The organism is Rhizobium sp. N324 (genome assembly GCF_001664485.1).
Taxonomy (GTDB): domain Bacteria; phylum Pseudomonadota; class Alphaproteobacteria; order Rhizobiales; family Rhizobiaceae; genus Rhizobium.
In genome coordinates this window covers 495,366-519,129 of the sequence record NZ_CP013635.1, presented here as the reverse complement: position 1 = coordinate 519,129, position 23,764 = coordinate 495,366, and the positions used below count along the sequence as shown (strand labels likewise).

The window sequence follows — 23,764 nt, the reverse complement described above, 5'->3', positions numbered from 1 at the left end:
AGGCATGGTCGCGCCGCAGCTTGCGCAAAGTGGATAGAGATCTTGAATGTCTCTTTTGGCAAGCAGGAAGAGCTTGCTCGGGACGCAATGCCAATGCGGCCCGTCTCCCTCATGGAAGGTATGGGCGCTCGGCATGGGGGCGGCGCGGTCTCCGACCTCTATGGCATCGATACGCTGCGAGCGCAATTCCTGCCCAGCCAATGTTGTGACCGGGCAGGCCTCACGAAGCCATCTGAAATCAAGCGTCTTCGCGGTTCGGCGGCAGCCGGGGTGCTCGGTGCCGCCAGCGGAATGGAAAGACGGCCGCATTAGAACAGGATGATTTTAGGCCCGGTCGGCCTAAAATCTGAATCCTGTTTCAAGTTAAAGGGTTAGAGCATGATGTCATGAGAAAACCGCTCACACTTTTCGACATCATGCTCTAGGAGCTTCAGAGAGCGACCGACAGGGCGCTGTCGCGCTGGGGAGCCGTCTCCTGCGAGTTCACCATCGCACTTGCGAGCTGGCGGAAGGTGACGAGACCCAAGGTTTCCCCGGCAGGCGAAACCACCCTGGCATCGCCGTCCGGCGCCGATGACAGCATGCGGACGGCCTCTTCGACGGTCGTTCCCGCCACAATCGCCAGTCCGACCGGCGCCGCACCGGAGTGCAGCGGCGTCATGACGGCTTCGACATGGATGACCCGGCCGCGATTGACTTCTTTGACGAAGTTGGCGATGTACTCGTCGGCCGGACGCAGGACGATGTCCTGGCTGGTGCCCTGCTGGATGACTTCGCCGTCGCGCAGGATGGCGATCTGGTAGCCGAGCCGCAGTGCTTCGTCGAGATCGTGGGTGATGAAGACGATGGTTTTCTTGATCTCTTTCTGGATGTCGAGAAGCACCGTCTGCATGTCCGTGCGGATCAGAGGATCGAGCGCCGAATAGGCCTCGTCCATCAAAAGGACCGGCGCATCGTTGGAGAGAGCCCTGGCCAGGCCGACGCGCTGCTGCATGCCGCCGGAAAGCTGGTTGGGATAGCGCTGCTCGAAGCCCTTCAGCCCGACCCGCTCCAGCCAGCGCATGGCGACGTCGACGGCTTTCGCCCGCTCCATGCCCTGCACTTCGAGACCGAAGATGGTGTTGTCGAGCACGTTGCGATGCGGCAGCAGCGCGAACTTCTGAAACACCATCGCCGTCTGGTGCCGGCGAAACGCCCGCAACTCGGTCTCGTTCATCTTCACCACATCGACGCCGTCGACCAGCACTTCGCCGGCGGTCGGATCGATCAGCCGGTTGATGTGGCGGATCAGCGTCGATTTGCCCGAACCCGACAGGCCCATCACGACCTGGATGCGGCCGGAGGGAATCTCGACATTGATGTCCCTGAGACCAAGCACATGACCGTGCTTTTCGTTGAGCTCGGTCTTCGACAGTCCTTTCTGAACCGCCTCGACATGGGCGGCGGGGTTGGGGCCGAAGATCTTGTAGAGGTGGCGGATCTTGATGCCGCCGAAATGCTGCTCAGCCATGGACGGTCTCCCGATGCTTCTGGAGCCTTTTGCCATAAGCCTGGCTGACTCGGTCGAAGATGATGGCGATGCCGACGATGGCAAGACCATTGAAGATACCCAGCGTGAAATACTGGTTGGCGATTGCTTTGAGCACCGGCTGGCCGAGGCCCTGGACGCCGATCATCGAGGCGATGACCACCATGGCCAGCGCCATCATGATCGTCTGGTTGATGCCGGCCATGATGGTCGGCAACGCCAGCGGCAGTTGCACCTTGAACAGCTTCTGCGATCGCGACGTCCCGAAGGCGTCGGCGGCTTCGAGCACGTCCTTGTCGACGAGCCGGATGCCGAGATCGGTCAGGCGGATCATCGGCGGGATGGCGTAGATGACGACGGCGATCAGGCCGGGCACCTTGCCGATGCCGAGCAGCATGACGACGGGAATGAGGTAGACGAAGCTCGGCATCGTCTGCATGACGTCGAGGATCGGATTGACGACGCGCTGCAGCCGGTCGGAGCGGGCCATCAGGATTCCCATCGGAATGCCGATGGCGATGGACAGGATCGTGCAGACGAAGATCATCGAGACCGTCCGCATCGTATCGTCCCACATGTCGAAATAGCCGATCAGCATCAGCGTCACCAGACAGCCGATGACGATCTTCAGGCTGCGGCTAGCAAACCAGGCGATGGCAAGGACGATCAGGGTGATGATCGGCCATGGCGTCTGGGTCATGAAACGCTCGGCGGCGATGAGGAAATGCTGCAGCGGCACGAAGAGGGTTTCGATGCCGTCGCCATAAGCGCGGGTAAATCCGCGAAAGCCGTCGTCGATCGCCTTCTTCAGATTGCGAAGCGCGTCGTCATCCATATGCGGAAACTTATAAAACCATTCCATTCGGATCCCCTTTTTTCAATGAGCCGCGGCAGTCTTTTTGTTTTTGTCGGCTGCGAGGCGGTGCGCTTTTGGCGCACCGCGATAGTCAGTGTTAAAGGGCAGCTTCGATCTTCGTGGCTGCCTCAGGCGAAACCCACTTGGACCAGATGTCCTTGTTTTCTTTCAGGAAGTGCTTGGCGCCGTCTTCGCCGGTCGCCTGGTTGTCGGTCATCCACGACATCAGCTTGTTGACCGTGTCGTTGCTCCAGGAGCGCTTCGCCAGGTAGTCCATGACCTCAGGCCCGACCTTTTCCGAGAAGGGCTTGGCAACCAGGGTGACGACGTGATCGACCGGCCACGAAGCGGGCTTCGGATCGGGGCAGTCGGCAACGGTGATGCAGCGCTTCCATTCGGCGGCATCCTCCGGCACGCCGGCTTCGAGCTTGACCATCTGATACTTGCCGAGCAGCGCGGTCGGCGCCCAGTAGTAGCCGGCCCAGCCTTCCTTGCGTTCGTAGGCCTTGGCGATCGAACCGTCGAGGCCGGCGGCGGAGCCGGTATCGACGAGGGTGAAGCCCGCCTTCTCGGCTTCAAACGCCTTGTAAAGCTGCGAAGTGACGACCGTGCCGCCCCAGCCCTGCGGGCCGTTGACGATGGCGCCCTTCTTCGGATCCTCGGGATCGGGGAAGAGTTCCGGATGCTTCAGCACGTCGCCGATCGTCTTGATATCGGGATGAGCATCGGCGAGATATTTCGGAATCCACCAGCCCTGCACGCCGCCGTCCGGCAGCGGCGAGCCGACCTGAACGATGCGGCCTTCTTCCGTGCCCTTCTTGACGACGTCGGGCAGAAGGTCGATCCAGGCTTCCGGCGCGATATCCGGCTGGCCCTTTTCGGCCATGGAGGTGATCGTCGGGACGGTGTCGCCGACGGTGATGTCAGCGCTGCAGCCATAGCCTTCGTTCAGGATGAACTTGTCCAGGTTGGAGAGAACTTCGGCGCTCTGCCAGTTCATGCTGGCGATGGTCACGCTGCCGCATTCGGCAGCGCTGGCGAATGACGCGCCGCCGATCAGGCCGAACGTCAAACACGTCGTTGCAAGTAATTTTTTCATTTCTCGTTCCCTCTGTTTAGCGGCTTGTCTTGCCGAGCGGGGTGCCGCAGTACCCGCCCCAACGGTCGTCAGGAAACCTTTCCCATACTCACCGATTTCTGAAATGCTGCCGATAATCCCTTGGCGACCGAAGCGTCGAACCCCGCCGCCCGCATGCTGTCGATGGCCGCCGCAGTGGTGCCGCGATAGTCGAGAAAGGTTTGCACGACCTCCTCAGGGCTCTCGTCGCGACGCTCCAAAAGGCGGCCGGCGCCCGATATCACCGTATTGACGGCGCGTCGCGCAATCGCGGCCGGCAGGCCGCGGGCGACCGCGTCGCGCATCATGGCGGCCGCAAGCAGCGCCGGGAACGCCGGTCCGGAACCGGAAAGGCCGGTGAGGTAATCGATGTCGCTTTCTGTTGCGACCTCGTCCTGCGATCCGCATGCCTCGAAAATGGCGCGGACGACGGCGCGGTCGCCTTCCGTGAAGTCGCCCGCAGCAATCCAGGGCGTATAGGACCTGGCCACTTCGGCGCCGGCATTCGGCAGGGCGCGGACGACACGGCCGGTCTTGTGGCGTCGCGAAAGGGCGGCAAGACCGATGCCCGCCATGACCGAAATGACGAGCTTGCCGCCGGCATCGACATCAAGGGTGGGCCAGTCATCGGGCCGGACGGAGAGAAGAATCACGTCCGAGCGGTCGGCAAGCGCCTGATTGTCGGACGTCCAGAAGGAATTCGGGAAGCGGTCCGGCTGCTGACTGCGATAGGAGAGCGTGAGATTCCGAGGCTCGACCAGGCCGGCGTCGACAATCGAGCCGGCGATTGCTCCGCCCAGCCAGCCGCCGCCACCAATTATGCCGATCCTCAAGGAAACGCTCATCCGAGCCTCCTCTAGCCGGGTCTGTAGCCATGCCGGGAGAAGAAGCGGTCGAGCTCCCTCTGCTGCGGCACGACGCCCGTATAGATCGCGATATATTCCGGAATCCGTTTCATGCGGACGGCAAGTTCCTCCTTTGATTGCATGGAAATATATCCGATCTGCACGAGGTAAGTTGTTCGCGCTCTGACATCCGATGTCGTTTCTGGTAACCCGAACCGCATGAACATGCGCTTCAGCGCCTCCAGCCGGATCTGATCGGCCTGCTGGACTTCGGCGAGAAGCTCGTCGGACTGCAGCGCCCAGCTGCGCACGGCAAACTCGAACTTCGCGTCGAACAGATCGTTGTCGAGCCAGCAATCGAAGACGTTGAGCATCGCCTCGGCCAGCGATTCCGCATAGGCTTCGGACCGCTTGACGATGTTGCCGGTGTTTTTATCGCGCCATAGCGCCACGAGTGCACTCAACAACTCCTCCCGATCCTTGAAGAACCAGTAGAAGCTCGTGCGCGAGAGATTGAGCTTCTTCGCCAGCGGCAGAATTTTCACCGAATCCACGCCGGATTCCAGCAAGGAGTGGTAAGCTGCTTCCAGCCATCCCTCCTGCGATCCGCGCCAGCCGGTGTCGTTCAAAGCCTGATCCATGCCTTATCTCCTATCAAATTATGAGGCCGCGCACAAGAAAAATGTACATATGTGTCAAAAATAACGACTTAGATGTTTTCATCGTTGACACATATGTACATTACCCTTAGCGTTTCCCTCGATGTTTTAATCCGGAACCGCGACCCATGTCGAATGATCCTCTTCTGCAGCCCTATCAGCTCAAGCATTTAAAGTTGCGCAATCGCATCATCGTGACGTCTCACGAGCCGGCCTATCCGGAAGACGGCATGCCGAAGGAGAAGTATCGCGCCTATACGGTGGAGCGGGCCAAGGGTGGGGTGGCTTTGACGATGACGGCGGGCTCGGCGGCCGTCTCCAAGGACAGCCCGCCGGTTTTCAACAATCTGCTCGCCTATAAGGACGAGATCGTACCCTGGATCAGGGAAATGACCGACGCCGTGCATGAAGAGGGTGCGGCAATCATGATCCAGCTCACCCATCTCGGCCGGCGCACGCGCTGGGACAAAGGTGACTGGCTGCCGGTCGTCGCCCCGTCTCATCATCGCGAGGCTTCGCACCGCGCCTTCCCGAAGAAGTTGGAAGATTGGGATATCGAGCGCATCATCAAGGACTTCGCCGATGCGGCCGAGCGCATGAAAGCGGGCGGCATGGACGGCGTCGAACTCGAGGCCTACGGTCATCTGATCGACCAGTTCGTGTCACCGCTCACCAACGAGCTCGATGGCCCCTATGGCGGCTCGCTCGACAATCGTCTGCGCTTCTGTTTCGACGTGTTCAAGGCGATCCGGAAACGGGTGGGTGACGACTTCATTCTCGGCCTGCGCTATACTGCCGACGAGTGTCTTCCCGGCGGCACCGCCAAGGCCGAAGGCATCGAAATCTCCAAGCGCCTGAAAGAAAGCGGCCTCATTGATTATCTGAACGTGATCCGCGGCCACATCGATACCGACGCCGGTCTGACCGACGTGATCCCGATCCAGGGGATGGCGAATTCGCCGCATCTCGACTTCGCCGGCGAGATCCGTGCCGCGACCGACTTCCCGACCTTCCATGCGGCGAAGATCCCCGATGTCGCCACCGCCCGCCACGCGATCGCGGCCGGCAAGGTCGACATGGTCGGCATGACCCGCGCCCACATGACCGATCCGCACATCGTCCGCAAAATCATCGAAAAGCGGGAAGACGATATCCGTCCCTGCGTCGGCGCCAATTACTGTCTCGATCGCATCTATCAGGGCGGGGCCGCCTACTGCATCCACAATGCCGCCACCGGCCGCGAACTGACCATGCCGCATATCGTGGCGAAGGCCGAGGCAAGGAAAAAGGTCGTCATCGTCGGCGCCGGCCCGGCCGGTCTGGAGGCAGCGCGCGTCGCCGGGGAGCGCGGCCACCAGGTCGTCGTCTTCGAAGCGGCGAACAATGCCGGCGGCCAGATCCGGCTCACCGCCCAAAGCGAGCGCCGCAGGGAGATGATCAGCATCGTCGACTGGCGCATGAGTCAGTGCGAGAAATACGACGTGACCTTCCACTTCAATACCTGGGCGGAAGCCGACACGATCGAAGCCGAGAACCCCGATGTCGTCATCATCGCGACCGGCGGCTTGCCGCATACCGAGGTTCTCTCGCGTGGCAACGAGCTGGTGGTCTCGTCCTGGGACATCATCTCCGGCGACGTGAAACCTGGAACCAACGTGCTGATTTTCGACGATGCCGGCGACCATGCCGGTCTTCAGGCGGCGGAGTTTCTCGCCAAGGCAGGCGCCAAGGTGGAGATCATGACGCCGGACCGCTCCTTCGCGCCCGAGGTCATGGCCATGAACCTGGTGCCCTATATGCGCTCTCTTCAGAAACATGACGTGACCTTCACCGTCACCTACCGCCTGGAGGCTGTGGAGAAGAGCGGCAACCAGCTCGTCGCCCATGTCGGCAGCGATTACGGCGGGATTGCCAAGCAGAGCAGCTTCGACCAGATCGTCGTCAATCACGGGACCATTCCGCTCGACGAGCTCTATTTCGAGCTGAAGCCCAGCTCGAGCAATCTCGGCGAGATGTCGCACGACCAGCTCCTGTCGGGAGAACCGCAGTCCGTCATGCGCAATCCCGAGGGCAAGTTTCAGCTGTTCCGGATCGGCGATGCTGTCGCTGCGCGCAATACGCATGCCGCCATCTATGACGGTCTGCGCATCGCCAAGGATATATGATCGCAGGAGCGGCCGCCCGTCGGCCGCTCATTTCGGGGGGTGATATGAGTTTACGGGAGGAAAGCCTCCAGCTTTTCGTGGACGCCGCGTCTCTGGCTTTTGGTCAGTTCGCGAAAGCCCCGGAGTCCCTGCGCTCGATCCGTCAGTTTTTTGCGGCGCTGGAGCGGCCGGGGGTCGCACGTGCGGGGCAGGGAAGCCGGTTGCCCGTCTGCGCTCAGCTTGATGTGGCGCTTGCGGTCGATCCCTCCTATGATCCTTCACTGGCACGATTGATCGAGGCGTTCAAAGGCATCGAGCCGATGCTTGAATGGCGTCGGCGCACCAAGTATGACCACACGGCCGGCGACAATTTCGTCGATGGGCATGCCAATGCCATGATCGTCGGCCCGGGAGGATTGGAGGAGCGGAGCGACCTGTGGCTCGGTGTGACATTGCTGGCGCCGCGCGTGCGCTATCCCGATCACGACCACCCGCCGGAGGAAGTTTATCTCGTGCTTTCCGAGGGAGAGTTTCAGCAAGGGGAGGGGGACTGGTTTTCGCCTGGTATCGGCGGATCGTTCTACAATAGCCCCGGGATCAAACATGCCATGAGGTCGGTGGACACACCGCTCTTCGCCCTCTGGGCGCTGCTTGCCGAACGGCCGCACTGATGGCCGGCAGTCTAGACATAAAGGGGTTTTGCAAATGAAGATTCTCGTGCCCGTCAAGCGCGTCGTCGACTACAACGTGAAGATCCGGGTGAAGCCGGATGGTTCCGGTGTCGAGCTTGTCAATGTGAAGATGTCGATGAACCCGTTCGACGAGATCTCGGTGGAAGAGGCGCTGCGGCTGAAGGAGGCCGGCAAGGCCGAGGAAGTGGTGGTGGTTTCGATCGGCCCGGCCAAGGCCGAGGAGACGCTGCGCACCGCGCTGGCCATGGGTGCCGACCGGGCGATCCTGGTCGAGACCGACGATCAAGTCGAGCCGCTTGCCGTTGCCAAGATCCTCAAGGGCGTGGCCGATGCCGAGCAGCCGGGATTGGTCATCGTCGGCAAGCAGGCGATCGACGACGACAGCAACCAGACCGGCCAGATGCTGGCCGCCCTGCTCGGTTCGGCGCAGGCGACCTTCGCCTCGAAGATCGAGATCGGTGACGGCAAGGCAACGGTCACCCGCGAGGTCGATGGCGGCCTGCAGACGATCGAGATCAAGCTGCCGGCGGTGATCACCTCGGATCTGCGTCTCAACGAACCGCGTTATGCCTCGCTGCCGAACATCATGAAGGCGAAGAAGAAGCCGCTCGACAAGAAGAGCCCGGCTGATTTCGGCGTCTCCACCACGCCGCGGCTGAAGGTGCTGAAGACCGAGGAGCCCTCGGGCCGCAAGGCCGGCGTCAAGGTCAAGTCGGTCGCCGAACTCGTCGACAAGCTGAAGAACGAAGCCGGCGTGCTTTAAGGCAGGAAAGAGAGAACACCATCATGACCATTCTTCTTCTGGCCGACCACGACAATGTCAGCCTTTCCGACCAGACCGCCAAGGCGCTGACGGCCGCAAGCCAGATCGGCTCCGATATTCATATTCTCGTCGCCGGCAAGGGCGCCAGGGCTGCGGCCGATGCCGCGGCCAAACTCGCCGGTGTCTCCAAGGTGCTGCTGGCCGAAAGCGACGAACTGGCTAACAATCTGGCCGAGCCGCTCGCCGACCTGATCGTCTCGCTCGCCGGTGCCTACGACACCATCCTCTCGGCGGCGACCTCGGTCGGCAAGAACGTGCTGCCGCGGGTCGCAGCCCTGCTCGATGTCGCCCAGGTCTCCGAGATCATCGAAGTGATCTCCGCCGATACCTTCAAGCGGCCGATCTATGCCGGCAATGCCATCCAGACGGTGCAGGCAAGTGATGCCAAGAAGGTCATCACCGTGCGCACCGCCTCGTTTGCCTCGGCATCCGAAGGCGGCTCTGCTGCCGTCGAAGCGATCGCGGCGATCTCCAATCCGGGCCTGTCGCGTTTCGTCGGCGATGCGCTGTCGGCTTCCGACCGTCCGGAACTGACCTCGGCGAAAATCATCCTTTCCGGCGGCCGGGCACTCGGCTCGGCGGAGAAGTTCCGGGAAGTCATCCTGCCGCTTGCCGACAAGCTCGGGGCTGCCGTCGGCGCATCCAGAGCCGCCGTCGATGCCGGTTATGCGCCGAACGACTGGCAGGTCGGCCAGACCGGCAAGGTCGTCGCGCCGCAGCTTTATATCGCCGCCGGCATATCAGGCGCCATCCAGCATCTGGCCGGCATGAAGGATTCGAAGGTGATCGTCGCCATCAACAAGGACGAGGAGGCGCCGATCTTCCAGGTTGCCGACTACGGCCTGGTCGCCGATCTGTTCGAGGCTCTGCCGGAACTGGAAAAGGCGCTCTAAGCGAGGGGGCAGAACGTGGCGCGCGCGGTAGGACGTCCAATCAAACGGGGGGCAGACCTTCTTCTGAACGATGAGGAAAAGCCGGCCTATATACGGCTGCACGACATCGGCAGGGAAAGGCGTCCTCAGCCGCTGCAGGAATTCCTGAACGATGTCGGCGGTCTGATGTTGTCGGCCGACGCCCCTGCCGTCGCCAGTTTCGTCGCGGGCAAGGTTCTGCAGAAACTGCTCAAAACCGGCAAGGTGCGCCCCCTGGAGGGCGCGCCTCTTCCCGGCGCGCCCGAAGGGCTTGATGACGCCATCGGCCATCTTGCGAAATCAGGACGGAAATACGAGGCGATTGCCGGCCAATTCAGAAGTCTTGCCGACAGCCTGCTCTGGCGGCGCGGCCGCTCGGGTCCGTTTGCAAGCCTGAATTTCGGCAATACGCATTCTCATGCCGTCGTGGTCGGCCCCGGCGGCATGGAGGAGCGCGCCGATCTCAGGGTCGGCGTGATCTATATGGACCGCTACACCCGGTTTCCCGATCATGTTCAGACGCAGCCGCGGGCCTTTATTCTGCTGTCGCCCGGAGAAATCTGCCTTGGCAATTCCCAGTGGTTTTCTGCTGCGACCGGCACTGTTTTCGCAAACGATGCCGGGCAATCATTCGCGATAAGATGCACGGCCAGGCCGCTTCTTGCGGTCTGGTGCCAGGTTGAGCCCGAGACGTGAGGGGGCAGCTATCGGCGAAGGCCGATGAGAGGCCAGCCTATCGAATTATCTAGCAGTCAGAATTTAATTTCAGAGGAAGGATATCAATATGGACGTTCGCGCCGCCGTAGCCGTTGCCGCCGGAAAACCGCTCGAAGTGATGACCGTGCAGCTGGAAGGCCCGCGGGCCGGCGAAGTGCTGGTCGAGGTGAAGGCGACCGGCATTTGCCACACCGACGATTTCACCCTGTCGGGCGCCGATCCGGAAGGCCTGTTCCCGGCGATCCTCGGCCATGAGGGCGCCGGCATCGTCGTCGATGTCGGCCCCGGCGTCACCTCGGTCAAGAAGGGCGACCACGTCATCCCGCTTTATACGCCGGAATGCCGGGAATGCTATTCCTGCCTGTCGCGCAAGACCAACCTCTGCACCGCCATCCGCTCGACCCAGGGCCAGGGTCTGATGCCGGACGGTACCTCGCGCTTCTCGATCGGCAAGGACAAGATCCATCATTATATGGGCTGCTCGACCTTCGCCAATTACACCGTGCTGCCGGAGATCGCCCTTGCCAAGGTCAATCCCGACGCCCCCTTCGACAAGATCTGCTACATCGGCTGCGGGGTGACGACAGGCATCGGCGCGGTGATCAACACCGCCAAGGTGGAGATCGGTTCGACGGCGATCGTCTTCGGTCTCGGCGGCATCGGCCTCAACGTGCTGCAGGGCCTGCGGCTTGCCGGCGCCGACATGATCATCGGCGTCGACATCAACAATGACCGCAAGGCCTGGGGCGAAAAGTTCGGCATGACGCATTTCGTCAATCCGAAGGAGGTCGGCGACGACATCGTGCCGCATCTGGTCAATATGACCAAGCGCAATGGCGACCTGATCGGCGGCGCCGACTACACCTTCGACTGCACCGGCAACACCAAGGTGATGCGCCAGGCGCTTGAGGCCTCCCACCGCGGCTGGGGCAAATCGATCATCATCGGCGTTGCCGGCGCCGGCCAGGAGATCTCCACCCGGCCGTTCCAGCTGGTCACCGGCCGCAACTGGATGGGAACCGCCTTCGGCGGCGCGCGCGGCCGCACCGACGTGCCGAAGATCGTCGACTGGTACATGCAGGGCAAGATCCAGATCGACCCGATGATCACCCACACGATGCCGCTCGACGATATCAACAAGGGCTTCGACATGATGCACAAGGGCGAAAGCATCCGCGGCGTGGTGGTCTATTGAGCCATGAAAACCATCTCGACCGAGAAGTCTTACGGCGGCACTCAAGGCGTCTACGTCAATCGCTCGCAGGCCTGCGACTGTGACATGACCTTTGCGGTCTACGTGCCGCCGCAGGCGGCCGAGGGCAATTGCCCGGTTCTGTGGTACCTCTCCGGCCTGACCTGCACGCATGCCAATGTCATGGACAAGGGCGAGTATCGGCGGCTTGCCGCCGAACTCGGACTGATCATCGTCTGCGCGGATACCAGCCCTCGCGGCGACCATGTTGCCGACGAGCCCGACAACTGGCAGTTCGGCAAGGGCGCCGGCTTTTACGTCGACGCTACAGAGCCGCCCTATTCGGCGAATTATCGCATGTACAGCTACATCGTCGACGAGTTGCCGCGGCTCATCGCCGAACATTTCCCCGTCGACATGGACCGCCAGGGGATCTTCGGTCACTCGATGGGCGGCCATGGTGCGATCACCATCGCGCTCAAGAATCCTGACCGCTTCCGGAGCTGCTCAGCCTTCGCGCCGATCAGCCATCCCTCGGTCTCCGGCTGGTCGAAGCCGGCCTTGCGGAAATATCTCGGCGCGGACGAGGCGACCTGGCGGGCCTATGACGCCTGCTCGCTGATCGAGGACGGGCATCGGTTCCCCGAACTGTTCGTCGATCAGGGAACGGCGGACAGCTTCCTGGAGGATGGCTTGCGTCCCGACGAGCTCCGGCAGGCCTGCGAAGCGGCGGGCATTCCGCTCAAGCTGCGCATGCAGCAAGGCTACGGCCACTCCTACTTTTTCATTTCGACTTTCATGGAGGACCATCTGCGCTGGCACGCGCAGAGGCTGGGAAATTGATTGCAGAGCTTGGCCGGGCATAACGCAAACGGCCAGGGAGGGAAGGAGAACATCAATGAGCATAGCCATTCATCCGGCAGTGGATTCAGGTTTTCGAGCGACTGACGCCGCCTTTTCAGGCGGGACGCTGGTGTGCAAATGCACGAGCAACCCCGTCAAGGTCAGGATCAAGGGCGATATCGCCCATAATCACGCCTGCGGCTGCACCAAGTGCTGGAAGCCTGCGGGTGCTACCTTTTCGGTCGTGGCGGTTGCGCCGACCAAAAACGTCGAAGTCCTGGAGAACGGCGACAAGCTCGCCGTCGTCGATCCTGCTGCCCTGATCCAGCGGCACGCTTGCAAGGAATGCGGCGTGCATATGTATGGGCCGGTCGAGCGCGAACATCCCTTCCAGGGATTGTCGTTCGTCCATCCGGAGCGCTTCCAGGAAAGCGGCTGGGCAAAGCCCGGCTTTGCGGCCTTCGTCTCGTCGATCATCGAAAGCGGCTTCGATCCTGGCAAGATGGACGCGGTCAGAGCGCAGTTGAAGGCATCCGGTATCGAGCCGTACGATTGTCTCAACCCCGGCTTGATGGACGCTATCGCAACCTGGACCGCCAAGAAGAGCGGCGTGCTCGCCTCGTAATCCACCGGGGAGCGCCGGCTTCGGCGCCCCCCGGCCACCCGCCGCTGTCCGGATGTCGACATATTCCGCGGTGGCCGCGCACCGCCGACTTGCCGGCGCCCAGGCTTCGGACGCCTGATGATCGACTTGGATGCAAAAGCGCATCGATGTCGACTGCAGAGAATTCTCACCCCACGATAAACCGCCTGACGAGAAATCCGGGGTGCCGCCGCGGAGCTTTTCGCTGTGGATGTCTGCTCACCCGTCAGCCCCGCCAGTCTCCCGCCTTCGAGAGAGCTGCTTTCCTCTCACGTCCGCGCTATTGTGTATCTTGGGAATAATAATTGTGTACGCAAAGTACACAATTATTGACTCCTCCCAAAAGGCATGCCATCTTCAGGGCGTAGAGCAACAAATGGCCGGAGATCGACGATGGCGAAGACACCGAAGAGCAATCTCTACGACGACCTGAAACGCCAGATTTTGACGATGGAACTCGATCCGGACGCCGATCTGGATGAGGCCAGTTTGAGCGAGCGGTATGGGCTCTCCCGGACGCCGGTGCGCGATATCTTCCGTCGCCTTGCTGGCGAGGGTTATATCGACATCCGCGAGAACAGGGGTGCGCGGGTCATCCCGATGAACCACTCCACGCTTCGCAATTTCTTTCTCGTCGCACCGATGATCTATGCGGCGATCGGCCGTCTCGCGGTGCAGAACTTCAAGCCGGCTCAACTGGCGGATCTGAAGCAGACGCAGGAACGGTTCCGCGCTGCCAGCGAGAACATGGACGCCTTGGCGATGGTTCTTGAGAACAATCGCTTTCACGAGATCTTCGGAGAGATGTCGGGCAACGTCTATCTGCAGCCGAGCCTCGGCCGGCTGCTGATCGATCACGCGCGCATCGGCCACACGTTCTTCCGGCCGAGGAACGAGGACATGAAGCGGCGGCTGCAGGTGGCGGTCGACCACCATGACGGCTTCATCGCAGCGCTTGGCGCTCACGACGAGAATGCCGTCGTCGATCTCGTTTTCGAACACTGGGAATTGTCCCGCGAGAACATGGAGATGTTCATCGCTCCGCAAGGCCTGAAAGCGGACGCCTTCCTCGGCGGTCCGGCCACGCAAGTATTGGAGAAGTCGTCGTGAAGTTTGAGGGGATCTATACGCCGGCGGTGACGCCGCTCGACAAGAATGGTCAGATCGACCGGGCCGGATTTGCCGCCGTGCTCGAGTCGCTGATCGAGGCGGGCGTCCACGGCATCATCGTCGGCGGCTCGACGGGCGAATACTACGCCCAGAGCAGCCAGGAACGTCACGAACTCGCGGCCTATGCGAAGGACGTCATCGGCACGCGGCTGCCGCTGATTATCGGCACCGGCGCCACGCGCACCGAAGATTCGGTCGAATACGCCAAGGCGGCGAAGGAAGTCGGCGCGGATGCGATCCTGGTGTCGTCGCCGCCCTATGCATTGCCGACCGAACGCGAGAATGCGGTCCATGCGCTGACGGTCGATCGCGCCGCCAACCTGCCGATCATGCTCTACAACTATCCCGCCCGCATGGGCGTGGTGATGGGCGAGGAGTATTTCTCCCGCGTCGGCAAGTCGAAGAACGTGATCGCCATCAAGGAAAGCTCCGGCGACATGGGCAATCTTCACCGGCTCGCCCGCAAGTTTCCGCACATTGCGCTGTCCTGCGGCTGGGATGACCAGGCGCTCGAATTCTTCGCCTGGGGCGCGAAGAGCTGGGTCTGCGCCGGCTCCAACTTCCTGCCGCGCGAGCATGTCGCCCTCTACGAGGCCTGCGTCCTCGAAAAGAATTTCGACAAGGGCCGCGCGATCATGAGCGCGATGCTGCCGCTGATGGACTTCCTCGAATGCGGCAAATTCGTTCAGTCGATCAAGCACGGCTGCGAGATCATCGGCCTCAAAGCCGGCCCGGTGCGGGCGCCGCTGCGCGGACTGAACTCCGAAGAGAAAAGAACCCTTGAGACCGTCGTCGCCACATTGAAGCGCACAGTCGCCCAGATCACGTCGGGAGCCAATCATGCATGAACCCTTGACCGCCGCCGAATATAAGGCGATCGCCGCCGAACTGCAGTTTCCGACGAATGCCTTCATCGACGGCGCATTTCGTCCGGCAAATTCCGGCAAGACTTTCACCTCGACGAACCCTGCGACGGGCGAGGTTCTGGCCGAAATCGCCGCCTGCGATTCCAGCGATGTCGACTTCGCCGTTGAGAAGGCGAGGCAAGCGTTCGACGACGGACGTTGGCGGCTCCGCTCGCCGGGCGAGCGCAAGGAAGTGCTTCTGAAACTTGCCAAGCTCCTGGAGCGGAACAGACACGAGCTCGCCGTCCTGGAAAGCATCGACAGCGGCAAGCCGGTGCGCGAATGCCAGACGGTCGACGTTCCCGATACCATTCATACGCTGCGCTGGCATGCCGAGCTGATCGACAAGCTTTATGACAACACCGCCCCGGTCGGCGCCAATGCGCTGACGATGATCGTGCGCGAGCCGATCGGCGTCGTCGGATGCGTGCTGCCGTGGAATTTCCCGCTGCTGATGCTGGCCTGGAAGATCGGCCCGGCGCTTGCCGCCGGCTGCTCGGTCATCGTCAAGCCGGCGCAGGAAACGACGCTGACCACGCTGCGCGTCGCCGAACTCGCCCATGAAGCCGGTATTCCGGCTGGTGTGTTCAACGTCGTCACCGGCTCCGGCCGGGAGGTCGGCGAACCGATCGGCCTGCACAATAATGTCGACATGGTGGCCTTCACCGGCTCGACGCCGACCGGCCGCCGCTTCCTGCGGTATGCGGCGGACTCGAACCTCAAGAAGGTCGTGCTCGAATGCGGCGGCAAGAACCCCGCGGTCGTTCTCGACGATGCCGAAGACCTGGATCTCGTTGCCGAGCAGGTCGTCAACGGCGCTTTCTGGAACATGGGCGAGAATTGCTCGGCCACCTCGCGTCTCATCGTCCATGCCAAGGTCAAGGACGAGCTGATGAAGCGCATCGGCGCCTATATGCGCGAATGGAAGACGGGCGACCCGCTCGATCCTGAAAACCGCATCGGCGCGCTCGTCAGCAAGTCGCATTTCGAAAAGGTGAAATCCTTCCTCGACGACGCCAAGACGGAAAAGCTGTCCGTCACCCAAGGCGGCGAAACCTATAACGGCATCTTCATCGAGCCGACGCTGGTCGAGGGTGTGCCGCCGGCCAGCCGCCTGTTCCAGGAGGAGATCTTCGGGCCGATCCTGTCGGTCACGACGTTCAACACGCTCGCCGAGGCGACCGCTTTGGCCAACGACACCAATTACGGCCTGACGGCCTCCGTCTATACCGGCAGCCTGCGCAATGCGATCCGGCTGACCCGCGACATCAGGGCCGGCCTGATCACCGTCAACTGCTTCGGGGAAGGCGACGCCACCACGCCGTTCGGCGGCTACAAGGAGTCCGGCTTCGGCGGCCGCGACAAGTCGGTCTTTGCCCATGACAATTACTGCGAGCTCAAGACCATCTGGATCGACATTTCGGAGCGCTCCGTCGACGAGACGATCCGATGACCCGCCATGTGATCAAGCACCTGCCGACTGACACCGGCGTTTCGGGATGGGAGGCGACCAGCGAACGCGCCTTTCCCGTAACGGCGCTTGAACACGACATTACCGCCGACTGGCTGATCATCGGCGGCGGATTTGCCGGCCTGTCGGCGGCCCGCCGCCTCTCGCAGTCGCGGCCCGAGGACAAGATCGTCGTGCTGGAGGCGCGCGAACTCGCCAAGGGCCCGGCCGGAAGGAATTCCGGCTTCATGATCGACGTGCCGCACAACCTGTCCTCCGGCGAGTATTCGGTCGCCGACGAAGATTCGACCAAGGACGAGATCCGGCAGAACCGTCTGGCGATTTCCTTTGCTGCCGACGTCGCGGCCGAATACGGCCTGTCCCGGGAAACTTTCGATCCCTCCGGCAAGGTGAACGCCGCGGCCTCCGAGCGAGGGATGGGCTTCAACGACAATTACAGGAAGTCGCTTGAGAAGATCGGCGAGGAGCATCGCGTTCTCGATGCCGAGCAGATGCGGGAGATGACCGGCTCGCACTATTATCGCGGCGGCCTCTACACGCCGGGCGCGGTGATGATCCAGCCGGCCGATTATATCAGAGGCCTGGCGCGTGGACTCCATTCGAAGGTTGCGATCCACGAGCACTCGCCGGTGCTGGAGCTTTCGCGCGAAGGCAGGAGTTGGAAAGCGAAGACCGCCCGCGGCTCCGTTTCGGCGCCGAAGGTCATTCTCGGTGTGAACGGCCATATCCAAAGCTTCGGCCATTTCCGCGGAAGGCTGATGCATATCTTCACCTATGCGTCGATGACCTCGGCCTTTTCCCAGAACGAATTCGCAGGCGATGTCACCGGTGTGGATCGCTGGGCGCTGCTGCCGGCCGATCCGATGGGTGCGACGGTGCGCAAGATCACCAAGGACGGGCTTTCGAGGATCGTCGTCAGGACGAGGTTCACCTATGACCCGAGCCTGAAAGTGTCGGAGAAGCGCGTCGCCGGAATCGCTGCCGAACAGCGGCGGTCGTTCGATGCCCGTTTTCCGGGGATGGAGCGCCTGCCGATGGAATATAGCTGGGCGGGCGCGCTCTGCCTCTCCAGAAACCATGTGCCGGCATTCGGCGAGGTCGAAGAGGGGCTCTTTTCCGCCTGCTGCGAGAATGGTCTCGGCACCGTCAAGAGCACCTTTGCCGGCATGATGGCCGCCGATCTCGCGACCGGCGCCGCCAGCCCTGAGCTTGAGAAATACAAAAACCAGCCGGAGCCGACCAGGCTGCCGCCCGAACCCATTGCATGGCTCGGCGTCAACTCGGTCATCCGCTTCCAGGAATTGCGGGCAGGCCGCGAGGGATGATCCCTCGGCCGCGCAATGTGAAGACTGCCGCCTGCAGACTTCGATGAGTACGGGAACGAAAACCAGGAGTAAGAACAATGAAGATTTTGTGGAAGGCGCTTTGCGCCGCTGCGGTGATCGGGATGAGCATTCTTCCTGCTCGCGCTGAGGAAAAGACGATCACTCTCGGCACGATGTCGTGGGAAGATCTGACGCCCATCACCGGCATTACCAAGAAGGTTCTCGAAGATGCCGGCTACACCGTCAAGGTGACCGAGTTCTCCGAATGGGGCATTGCCTATGCTGCTCTTGCCAAGGGCGATATCCAGGCTCTCACCTCGCAGACCGATTACGTCGCGCAAGACTACTGGGACAAGAACAAGAACCGTCTCGAAAAGATTTCGCCGGTTTCGCACGGCCTCTATCAGGGCGTCGCCGTTCCGAAATACGTTCCGATCGACTCGCTCGAACAGCTCAATGAAAACGCCGACAAGTTCGGCGGCAAGATCATCGGCATCGAACCGGGTGCGGGCCTGATGCGCGATACGGCGAATGCGGTCAAGGATTACGGCCTCAAGCTCCAGCTCGTCGAAGGCAGCACCGCCGCGATGACGGCGGCGCTGAAGTCTGCCTACGACCGCCAGGAATGGATCGCGGTCACGATCTGGGAGCCGTCGTGGATGGTCCAGAAGTACGAGGTCAAGTACCTCAAGGATCCGAAGGGCGTCTTCCCGCCGCCGCAGAGCTACTACTGGATCGGCCATAAGGGCTTCTCGGAAGAATATCCGCATGCCCGCGAAGTCATGGCCAGCGTCTACATGCCGATCGCCGACATCACCACCATCAACGGCGAAGTCAAGGATGGCAAGACCATGGACCAGGCCGTGCAGGATTGGATCGGCAGTCACGCCGACCTGATCAAGCGCTGGGAAAACATCAAGAAGAAGTAATCGCATCGTGGCCGCCCGATCCGTCGGGCGGCCATCTTCAAGCCGAATGAAGAAGCCAGCGCCATTGGCTCAAAGGGGATCGCTATGAAAGCCGCCAATATCGATGCCAAGGATGTCCTGATCGACTGCCAATCCCTCTGGAAGGTCTTCGGAGGCAAGTCCGCCGCCGCGATGAAATCGATCAAGGAGCGCGGCCTCGGCAAGACAGAGGTCCTCAAGGAATTCAACTGCGTCGTCGGCGTCTCCGATGCGAGCATCGAAGTCCGGCGCGGCGAAATCTTCTGCATCATGGGACTGTCGGGAAGCGGAAAATCGACGCTCATCCGCCTTCTCAACAAGCTGATCACGCCGAGCTCCGGCAAGGTCCTCGTCAAGGGACGCGACCTCGCCAGCCTGTCGCCGGTCGATCTCAGGCAGATGCGCGCCAAGAACATCGGCATGGTGTTTCAGAGCGTCGCGCTGCTGCCGCACCGGACGGTGCTCGAAAACGCGGCCTTCGGCCTCGAGGTCCAGGGCATTGCAAAGGCGGAGCGGAACAAGACCGCCGCTGCCGCCCTTGAGAAGGTCGGCCTCGCCGACTGGCTGAGCCGCTATCCCAGTGAGCTTTCCGGCGGCATGCAGCAACGCGTTGGGCTTGCCCGCGCGCTCGCCTCCGATCCCGAGATCATCCTGATGGACGAGCCCTTCAGCGCGCTCGACCCGCTGATCCGGCGCCAGCTCCAGGATGAATTCCGCCAGCTGACCAAAGCTCTCGGCAAATCCGCCGTCTTCATCACCCATGATCTCGACGAGGCGATCCGCATCGGCGACCGCATCGCGATCATGAAGGACGGCGTCATCATCCAGACCGGCACGGCCGAAGAAATCATCCTCAACCCGGCGGACGCCTATGTCGCCGAATTCGTCGCGGGTATCTCTCGCCTTCATTTGATCAAGGCGCATTCCGTCATGCGCAGCGTTGCCGAATTCCAGCAGGGTGCGCCGAACTTCGACATCGCCTCGCTGGCCCGCACGACGCCGGACGCCGATATCGACGAGCTCATCTCTTTGACGATGCAGTCGGAGCGCGACGCTATCGCCGTCGTCGACAATGATCAGGTCGTCGGCGTGGTCACGCCGCGCAGCCTGCTGATGGGCGTCAAGGGAACCTCCGCCCACGATCTCACCGCGGCGTGACCCCAACTGGAGGTGATTGACATGGATAGTTCAGCCTTCACCGATGTTTTCGACGAATGGACGGACGCAGCACTCGAATGGGTGAGCGACAATGGAGAGTTCCTCTTCGACTATATCAGACAGGTTCTCGAAGGGCTTTATGACGGCATCCTCTGGCTGCTGCAGCTTCCGCCATTCTACGTGATCGCTCTGGTCGTGGCGCTGATCGGCTGGCGGCTGGTCAATGTCTGGTTCGCCCTCTTGAGCGGCGTCGCCCTGGCGCTTTGTTTTTCGATGGGGCTCTGGCCGGAGACGATGAGCACGCTCGCTCTGGTCCTGACCGCGACTGTGATCGCCTTGGCGATCGGTATCCCGATCGGCATCGCCGCCGGCTTCTTCACCGCCCTCGATCGCTTCATGGAGCCGGGTCTCGATCTGATCCAGACGCTTCCACCCTATATCTACCTGCTGCCGGCGATCGCCCTGCTCGGCTACGGACCGGCGACGGCGCTGATTGCGACCGTGATCGTCGCAGTGCCGCCGGCCATCCGCCTGACCTCGCTCGGCATCCGCATGACTCCCAAGGAATTCATCGAACTTGGAGAGGCGCTCGGCATGACGCCGGCGAGAATGTTCTTCAAGATCCGTCTTCCCTTCGCGCTGCCGAGCATCATGGCAGGCATCAATCAGAGTCTGATGATGGCCTTCGGCATGGTGGTCATCGCCGGCATCGTCGGTTCCGGCGGGCTCGGAGAAACGATCTACGGCGCGATCAGGACACTCGACATCGCCACCTCAATCAATGGAGCGATCGCTATCGTGGTATTGACCATGGTGATTGACCGGATAACCCAGAGTGCCGCTCGCTTGGGAACAGGGAGGAAAGCATGAATCTTTCGACCTTGCAGTTTTCGCCGGGCGCCTTCCTGGCTCCATCGGTCGATTGGCTCAACACCAATCTTCACCCGCTGTTTGCGGCCATCAGCTATCTGGTGGAAACGGTGCTTTCGGCAATCGAGGCGGCGCTGCTCATCGTGCCGCCCTATGCTTTGATCGCGATTGTCGTCGTCCTGGCGTTCTTTGCCGTCAGCCTGCGCGCCGCGATCCTTGCGGGGCTCTGCCTCGGTTTCTGCCTGCTTGTCGGGCTGTGGACGGCATCGATGCAGACCCTTGCGCTGGTCAGCGTCGCCGTCATGATCTCGGTGCTCATCGCCTTTCCGATCGGCGTCCTGTGCTCGCGGCACAAGACGCTGGAGGCGGTGGTTCGCCCGATCCTCGACGTGATGCAGACCGTGCCGCCATGGGTCTATCTCATTCCTGCGGTGATGATCTTCAGCCTTGGGCGCGTGCCCGCGATTATCGCCACCATCGTCTACGGCATTCCGCCGATGCTGCGCCTGACGACGCTGGCCTTCAACCAGGTACCGAAGGTTTTCATCGAACTCGGCAGCGCCATCGGCGCGCCGCCGCGCTCGATCCTCTGGAAGATCGAAATCCCTCTGGCCAAGCAGACGCTGCTGGTCGGGCTCAACCAGTGCATTCTTCTGTCGCTGGCGATGGTCGTGCTGGCCGGCCTCGTCGGCGCAGGCGGGCTCGGCGCCGAGGTGACGCGCGGCCTGACGCGCATGGAGATGGGACTTGGCCTGAGAGCAGGCCTGGCGATCGTCGCGGTCGCCCTTCTGCTCGACCGGTTGTCCCGCGGCCTGCTCGACCGCGACAGGCTGCCGAAGGCGAGATGAGCAAGGATACGAGGATGAGAAACAGCTTCTTCTGCATCGATGCGCATACATGCGGCAACCCCGTCCGCCTCGTTGCCGGCGGCGGCCCGCTGCTTCCGCACCTGCCGATGGGCGAGCGCCGGGAGATCTTCGTCCGCGACCACGATTGGGTCCGCAGGGCGCTGATGTTCGAGCCGAGGGGGCATGACATTATGTCGGGCTCGATCATCTACCCTCCCTACCGGGAAGACTGCGATTTCGCCGTTCTGTTCATCGAGGTCAGCGGCTGCCTGCCGATGTGCGGCGCCGGCACGATCGGCACCGTGACCGCTGCGATCGAGGAGGGGCTGGTCAGGCCGCGCGAGCCCGGCAGGGTCGCCATCGAAACGCCGGCCGGCAGAGTTGATGTGACCTATGAGGAGAAGGGCGGCTATGTCGATTCCGTTCGTCTCCACAATGTGGCGAGCTATCTCCATGAGGCCGATGTCGAGGTCGATGTGCCCGGTATGGGCCGGCTGCGTGTCGATATCTCCTATGGCGGCAACTACTATGCAGTCGTCGAGCCGCAAGAGAACTGGAGCGGGCTCGACGGCATGTCAGCATCCGATATCGTCGGCTGCAGCCAGAAGCTGAGATCAGCGCTTGCCGATGTCTGCGATCCCGTCCATCCCGACGATGCCAGGATCCGCGGCGTGCATCATGCGATCTGGTGCGACCGTCCCGTCAACGACGTCTCGGACGGACGCTGTGCGGTCTTCTACGGCGACAAGGCCATCGATCGGTCGCCGGGCGGCACCGGCACTTCGGCGCGCATGGCTCAGCTCCATGGCAAGGGGCGGCTCGATGTCGGGTCGAAATACCGTCACGAAAGCATGATCGGAACCATTTTCGAGGGCCGGGTCGAAGCCGAGGCGAGGGTCGGACCTTATCGCGGCATTCTTCCAAGCATTGGCGGCTGGGCACGGGTCATCGGCCACAACACCATTTTTGTTGACGACCGTGATCCGCTGGCACACGGTTTTCAAATTCGATGAGCGCATTTTCCGAGTTTTGGGAGGCGGCAAGGAGATGACTATGCGACCGGAGCAGCATCGGCAGGGAGACGGCGCCGCGAAACCCGGTGCTCGGCTTAAAGTGGGATTCGTGCTGTCGCGGTCATTTACGCTGTCGGCCTTCGCACTCTTCATCGACACGCTGCGGCTTGCCAGCGACGAGCAGGATCGCTCCGGGAGGGTGCTTGCAGATTGGCAGGTGATCGGCAGCACGCGGCATCTGATCACCTCGAGCTGCGGCGTTCAGGTTGCCCCGACCTCCGATTTCGTCGATCCGTTGAAGTTCGATTACATCGTGGTCGTCGGCGGGCTTCTGACGGTGGAGAACCCTGTCGACCAACAGACCATCACCTTCCTGAGGCAAGCGGATGCCAAGAAGGTGCCGCTGATCGGCGTTTGCACGGGCTCGTTCATTCTTGCGGCCGCTGGCCTGATGAAGCGGCACGAGTCCTGCGTGAGCTGGCTGCATTACAAGGAGTTTCGCGAGCGGTTTCCCGATCATGGCGTTCGCTCCGACCGGCTTTTCAATCTCGACCGTCAACGCGGATCCTGCGCCGGCGGCAGCAGTGCGGCCGACATGGCGGCGTTGCTGGTCAGGAAATATATCAGCCGGGATGCCGAGCGAAATGCGCTTGAGGTGCTTCAGATCGAGAAGGCCCGGGCGCCGGCGGATATCCAGCCCCGCCGTCCGCTGTATGACGACTATGACGACGCCCGCGTCAAGGCGGCGATGATTACGATGGAACAGTTCGTCGACGGCAGCATATCGATCCAGAAGCTCGCCGGCATGGTTGGCCTGTCGAGGCGGCAGTTGGAGAGAATTTTCATCGACAAGACGGGAATGTCTCCTGCCAAGGCCTATAATCGGGTTCGCATGGAGCGGGCAAAATCCATTCTGGTCCAGTCGAAGGCGCCGCTGATCGAGATCGCGCTTGATGTCGGCTTCGAGAATGCCTCGCAGTTCACGCGAACCTTCAAGCGGACTTTCGGGCAGACGCCGTCACAGCATCGCGCAGCCGCTTTGAGAGCGCACTAAAGCGCTTCGCGATCTTTCAGATTCGCTCCTTGC

Annotated in this window: 23 protein-coding genes; 18 read left to right on the top strand and 5 right to left on the bottom strand. The window is 61.8% G+C overall.

Going from position 1 to position 23,764, the window contains the following annotated elements; translation table 11 throughout:
* Positions 1 to 430: 430 nt before the first annotated feature.
* From AMK05_RS32310 to AMK05_RS32290, 5 genes are all read right to left on the bottom strand, one after another.
* Entirely contained in the window at positions 431 to 1,510 is a 1,080-nt protein-coding gene (locus tag AMK05_RS32310) for a quaternary amine ABC transporter ATP-binding protein (RefSeq protein WP_064844708.1), read from the bottom strand.
* Positions 1,503 to 2,390 (bottom strand): ABC transporter permease, encoded by an 888-nt coding sequence (locus tag AMK05_RS32305; protein WP_064844707.1) that lies wholly within the window; start codon positions 2,388 to 2,390, stop codon positions 1,503 to 1,505. The genes AMK05_RS32310 and AMK05_RS32305 overlap by 8 nt, the downstream gene beginning before the upstream one ends.
* 91 nt (positions 2,391 to 2,481) lie before the next feature.
* Positions 2,482 to 3,483, bottom strand: a complete 1,002-nt coding sequence (locus tag AMK05_RS32300) for an ABC transporter substrate-binding protein (RefSeq protein ID WP_064844706.1) — start codon at positions 3,481 to 3,483, stop codon at positions 2,482 to 2,484.
* A 68-nt stretch (positions 3,484 to 3,551) separates the two neighbouring features.
* A complete protein-coding gene (locus AMK05_RS32295) occupies positions 3,552 to 4,346 on the bottom strand; it encodes a pyrroline-5-carboxylate reductase family protein (RefSeq protein WP_064844702.1) in 795 nt (264 codons plus the stop codon).
* Between the two features lie 11 nt (positions 4,347 to 4,357).
* Positions 4,358 to 4,987, bottom strand: coding sequence for a TetR/AcrR family transcriptional regulator (locus AMK05_RS32290; protein ID WP_064844700.1), 630 nt, complete (start codon positions 4,985 to 4,987; stop codon positions 4,358 to 4,360).
* Between the two features lie 146 nt (positions 4,988 to 5,133).
* Between AMK05_RS32290 and AMK05_RS32285 the strand changes: the two genes are divergently transcribed.
* The 18 genes from AMK05_RS32285 (at position 5,134) to AMK05_RS32200 (ending at position 23,731) form a co-directional block, all read left to right on the top strand.
* Positions 5,134 to 7,170 (top strand): NADH:flavin oxidoreductase, encoded by a 2,037-nt coding sequence (locus AMK05_RS32285; RefSeq protein WP_064844698.1) that lies wholly within the window; start codon positions 5,134 to 5,136, stop codon positions 7,168 to 7,170.
* Positions 7,171 to 7,214: 44 nt separating this feature from the next.
* Positions 7,215 to 7,820: a dimethylsulfoniopropionate lyase gene (locus tag AMK05_RS32280; protein WP_064845031.1), complete on the top strand. Its 606-nt coding sequence runs from the start codon at positions 7,215 to 7,217 to the stop codon at positions 7,818 to 7,820.
* Positions 7,821 to 7,854: 34 nt separating this feature from the next.
* A complete protein-coding gene (locus tag AMK05_RS32275) occupies positions 7,855 to 8,604 on the top strand; it encodes an electron transfer flavoprotein subunit beta/FixA family protein (protein ID WP_064844697.1) in 750 nt (249 codons plus the stop codon).
* 23 nt (positions 8,605 to 8,627) lie between these two features.
* Complete coding sequence (locus tag AMK05_RS32270) at positions 8,628 to 9,557, top strand: electron transfer flavoprotein subunit alpha/FixB family protein (RefSeq protein WP_064844696.1); 930 nt, start codon at positions 8,628 to 8,630, stop codon at positions 9,555 to 9,557.
* Between the two features lie 15 nt (positions 9,558 to 9,572).
* A complete protein-coding gene (locus AMK05_RS32265) occupies positions 9,573 to 10,271 on the top strand; it encodes a dimethylsulfonioproprionate lyase family protein (RefSeq protein ID WP_064844695.1) in 699 nt (232 codons plus the stop codon).
* Positions 10,272 to 10,359: 88 nt separating this feature from the next.
* Positions 10,360 to 11,487 (top strand): S-(hydroxymethyl)glutathione dehydrogenase/class III alcohol dehydrogenase, encoded by a 1,128-nt coding sequence (locus AMK05_RS32260; RefSeq protein WP_064844694.1) that lies wholly within the window; start codon positions 10,360 to 10,362, stop codon positions 11,485 to 11,487.
* A gap of 3 nt (positions 11,488 to 11,490) precedes the next feature.
* The gene (gene fghA, locus AMK05_RS32255) at positions 11,491 to 12,327 is read left to right on the top strand and encodes an S-formylglutathione hydrolase (protein WP_064844693.1); all 837 of its coding nucleotides are present in this window, start codon (positions 11,491 to 11,493) and stop codon (positions 12,325 to 12,327) included.
* Positions 12,328 to 12,382: 55 nt separating this feature from the next.
* Entirely contained in the window at positions 12,383 to 12,952 is a 570-nt protein-coding gene (gfa, locus tag AMK05_RS32250) for an S-(hydroxymethyl)glutathione synthase (RefSeq protein ID WP_064844691.1), read from the top strand.
* Positions 12,953 to 13,363: 411 nt separating this feature from the next.
* Positions 13,364 to 14,080 (top strand): GntR family transcriptional regulator, encoded by a 717-nt coding sequence (locus AMK05_RS32245; RefSeq protein ID WP_064844690.1) that lies wholly within the window; start codon positions 13,364 to 13,366, stop codon positions 14,078 to 14,080.
* Entirely contained in the window at positions 14,077 to 14,988 is a 912-nt protein-coding gene (locus tag AMK05_RS32240; RefSeq protein ID WP_064844689.1) for a dihydrodipicolinate synthase family protein, read from the top strand. Before AMK05_RS32245 ends, AMK05_RS32240 begins: the two co-directional genes overlap by 4 nt.
* The gene (locus AMK05_RS32235; RefSeq protein ID WP_064844688.1) at positions 14,981 to 16,498 is read left to right on the top strand and encodes an aldehyde dehydrogenase; all 1,518 of its coding nucleotides are present in this window, start codon (positions 14,981 to 14,983) and stop codon (positions 16,496 to 16,498) included. Before AMK05_RS32240 ends, AMK05_RS32235 begins: the two co-directional genes overlap by 8 nt.
* Positions 16,495 to 17,841, top strand: a complete 1,347-nt coding sequence (locus tag AMK05_RS32230; protein ID WP_064844686.1) for an NAD(P)/FAD-dependent oxidoreductase — start codon at positions 16,495 to 16,497, stop codon at positions 17,839 to 17,841. Before AMK05_RS32235 ends, AMK05_RS32230 begins: the two co-directional genes overlap by 4 nt.
* Positions 17,842 to 17,918: 77 nt before the next feature.
* Positions 17,919 to 18,770: a glycine betaine ABC transporter substrate-binding protein gene (locus AMK05_RS32225; RefSeq protein WP_064844684.1), complete on the top strand. Its 852-nt coding sequence runs from the start codon at positions 17,919 to 17,921 to the stop codon at positions 18,768 to 18,770.
* Between the two features lie 84 nt (positions 18,771 to 18,854).
* Positions 18,855 to 19,946, top strand: coding sequence for a quaternary amine ABC transporter ATP-binding protein (locus AMK05_RS32220; RefSeq protein ID WP_064844677.1), 1,092 nt, complete (start codon positions 18,855 to 18,857; stop codon positions 19,944 to 19,946).
* Positions 19,947 to 19,967: 21 nt separating this feature from the next.
* The gene (locus AMK05_RS32215; protein WP_064844676.1) at positions 19,968 to 20,816 is read left to right on the top strand and encodes an ABC transporter permease; all 849 of its coding nucleotides are present in this window, start codon (positions 19,968 to 19,970) and stop codon (positions 20,814 to 20,816) included.
* Complete coding sequence (locus tag AMK05_RS32210) at positions 20,813 to 21,664, top strand: ABC transporter permease (protein WP_064844674.1); 852 nt, start codon at positions 20,813 to 20,815, stop codon at positions 21,662 to 21,664. Before AMK05_RS32215 ends, AMK05_RS32210 begins: the two co-directional genes overlap by 4 nt.
* 14 nt (positions 21,665 to 21,678) lie before the next feature.
* The gene (locus AMK05_RS32205) at positions 21,679 to 22,677 is read left to right on the top strand and encodes a 4-hydroxyproline epimerase (RefSeq protein ID WP_064845029.1); all 999 of its coding nucleotides are present in this window, start codon (positions 21,679 to 21,681) and stop codon (positions 22,675 to 22,677) included.
* 40 nt (positions 22,678 to 22,717) lie between these two features.
* Positions 22,718 to 23,731, top strand: coding sequence for a GlxA family transcriptional regulator (locus AMK05_RS32200; protein WP_064844672.1), 1,014 nt, complete (start codon positions 22,718 to 22,720; stop codon positions 23,729 to 23,731).
* Positions 23,732 to 23,764: the final 33 nt, after the last annotated feature.

Bases quoted from the DNA above. Each gene is read 5' to 3' on its own strand.
- AMK05_RS32310 (WP_064844708.1), bottom strand. From the start codon at position 1,510: ATGGCTGAGCAGCATTTCGGCGGCATCAAGATCCGCCACCTCTACAAG.
- AMK05_RS32305 (WP_064844707.1), bottom strand. From the start codon at position 2,390: ATGGAATGGTTTTATAAGTTTCCGCATATGGATGACGACGCGCTTCGC.
- AMK05_RS32300 (WP_064844706.1), bottom strand. From the start codon at position 3,483: ATGAAAAAATTACTTGCAACGACGTGTTTGACGTTCGGCCTGATCGGC.
- AMK05_RS32295 (WP_064844702.1), bottom strand. From the start codon at position 4,346: ATGAGCGTTTCCTTGAGGATCGGCATAATTGGTGGCGGCGGCTGGCTG.
- AMK05_RS32290 (WP_064844700.1), bottom strand. From the start codon at position 4,987: ATGGATCAGGCTTTGAACGACACCGGCTGGCGCGGATCGCAGGAGGGA.
- AMK05_RS32285 (WP_064844698.1), top strand. From the start codon at position 5,134: ATGTCGAATGATCCTCTTCTGCAGCCCTATCAGCTCAAGCATTTAAAG.
- AMK05_RS32280 (WP_064845031.1), top strand. From the start codon at position 7,215: ATGAGTTTACGGGAGGAAAGCCTCCAGCTTTTCGTGGACGCCGCGTCT.
- AMK05_RS32275 (WP_064844697.1), top strand. From the start codon at position 7,855: ATGAAGATTCTCGTGCCCGTCAAGCGCGTCGTCGACTACAACGTGAAG.
- AMK05_RS32270 (WP_064844696.1), top strand. From the start codon at position 8,628: ATGACCATTCTTCTTCTGGCCGACCACGACAATGTCAGCCTTTCCGAC.
- AMK05_RS32260 (WP_064844694.1), top strand. From the start codon at position 10,360: ATGGACGTTCGCGCCGCCGTAGCCGTTGCCGCCGGAAAACCGCTCGAA.
- fghA (WP_064844693.1), top strand. From the start codon at position 11,491: ATGAAAACCATCTCGACCGAGAAGTCTTACGGCGGCACTCAAGGCGTC.
- gfa (WP_064844691.1), top strand. From the start codon at position 12,383: ATGAGCATAGCCATTCATCCGGCAGTGGATTCAGGTTTTCGAGCGACT.
- AMK05_RS32245 (WP_064844690.1), top strand. From the start codon at position 13,364: ATGGCGAAGACACCGAAGAGCAATCTCTACGACGACCTGAAACGCCAG.
- AMK05_RS32235 (WP_064844688.1), top strand. From the start codon at position 14,981: ATGCATGAACCCTTGACCGCCGCCGAATATAAGGCGATCGCCGCCGAA.
- AMK05_RS32230 (WP_064844686.1), top strand. From the start codon at position 16,495: ATGACCCGCCATGTGATCAAGCACCTGCCGACTGACACCGGCGTTTCG.
- AMK05_RS32225 (WP_064844684.1), top strand. From the start codon at position 17,919: ATGAAGATTTTGTGGAAGGCGCTTTGCGCCGCTGCGGTGATCGGGATG.
- AMK05_RS32220 (WP_064844677.1), top strand. From the start codon at position 18,855: ATGAAAGCCGCCAATATCGATGCCAAGGATGTCCTGATCGACTGCCAA.
- AMK05_RS32215 (WP_064844676.1), top strand. From the start codon at position 19,968: ATGGATAGTTCAGCCTTCACCGATGTTTTCGACGAATGGACGGACGCA.
- AMK05_RS32210 (WP_064844674.1), top strand. From the start codon at position 20,813: ATGAATCTTTCGACCTTGCAGTTTTCGCCGGGCGCCTTCCTGGCTCCA.
- AMK05_RS32205 (WP_064845029.1), top strand. From the start codon at position 21,679: ATGAGAAACAGCTTCTTCTGCATCGATGCGCATACATGCGGCAACCCC.
- AMK05_RS32200 (WP_064844672.1), top strand. From the start codon at position 22,718: ATGCGACCGGAGCAGCATCGGCAGGGAGACGGCGCCGCGAAACCCGGT.